Genomic DNA, 628 nt, shown 5'->3' on the forward strand with positions numbered 1-628 from the left:
CGTGTTCCGCGGCGCCGGTTGGAACGTGATCAAGGTGGTCTGGGGCCGTCACTGGGACCCGCTGTTCGAGAAGGACAAAAAGGGCGTCCTGCAAAAACGCATGGACGAAGCGGTCGACGGCGAGTACCAGAACTACAAGGCCAACGGCGGCTCCTACACCCGTGAACACTTCTTCGGCAAGTACCCCGAAACCGAAGAAATGGTCAAAGACCTCTCCGATGAGGATATCTGGAAGCTCAACCGTGGTGGCCACGACCCGTTCAAGGTCTACGCGGCCTACCATGAAGCGGTTAACCAGACCAACGGCAAACCCACGGTCATTCTGGCGCACACCGTTAAAGGCTACGGTATGGGCAGCGGCGATGGCGAAGCAGCCAACGAAGCGCACCAGGTTAAAAGTATGGAGTACGAGGCGCTGCGTAAATTCCGCGATCGCTTTGGCATTCCGCTCACCGATGAACAGCTTAAAGACGTGCCCTACTACAAGCCGGAAGAGGACTCCCCCGAGCTTAAGTACATGCACCTGCAGCGTGAGCGCTTGAATGGCTACCTGCCAAGCCGCCGTAGTGATTTTGACGCGCTGGAAATACCGGCCCTTGAAGATAAAACGTTTGCCTCGCAAATGGKC

General features: G+C 56.9%; 1 pseudogene. It reads left to right on the forward strand.

The features are described from left to right. A pseudogene (gene aceE / locus MOY_RS16560) lies at positions 1–628 on the forward strand (pyruvate dehydrogenase (acetyl-transferring), homodimeric type); the annotation flags it as partial.

Origin of the sequence: Halomonas sp. GFAJ-1 (genome assembly GCF_000236625.2) — a bacterium.
Lineage (GTDB): Bacteria > Pseudomonadota > Gammaproteobacteria > Pseudomonadales > Halomonadaceae > Vreelandella.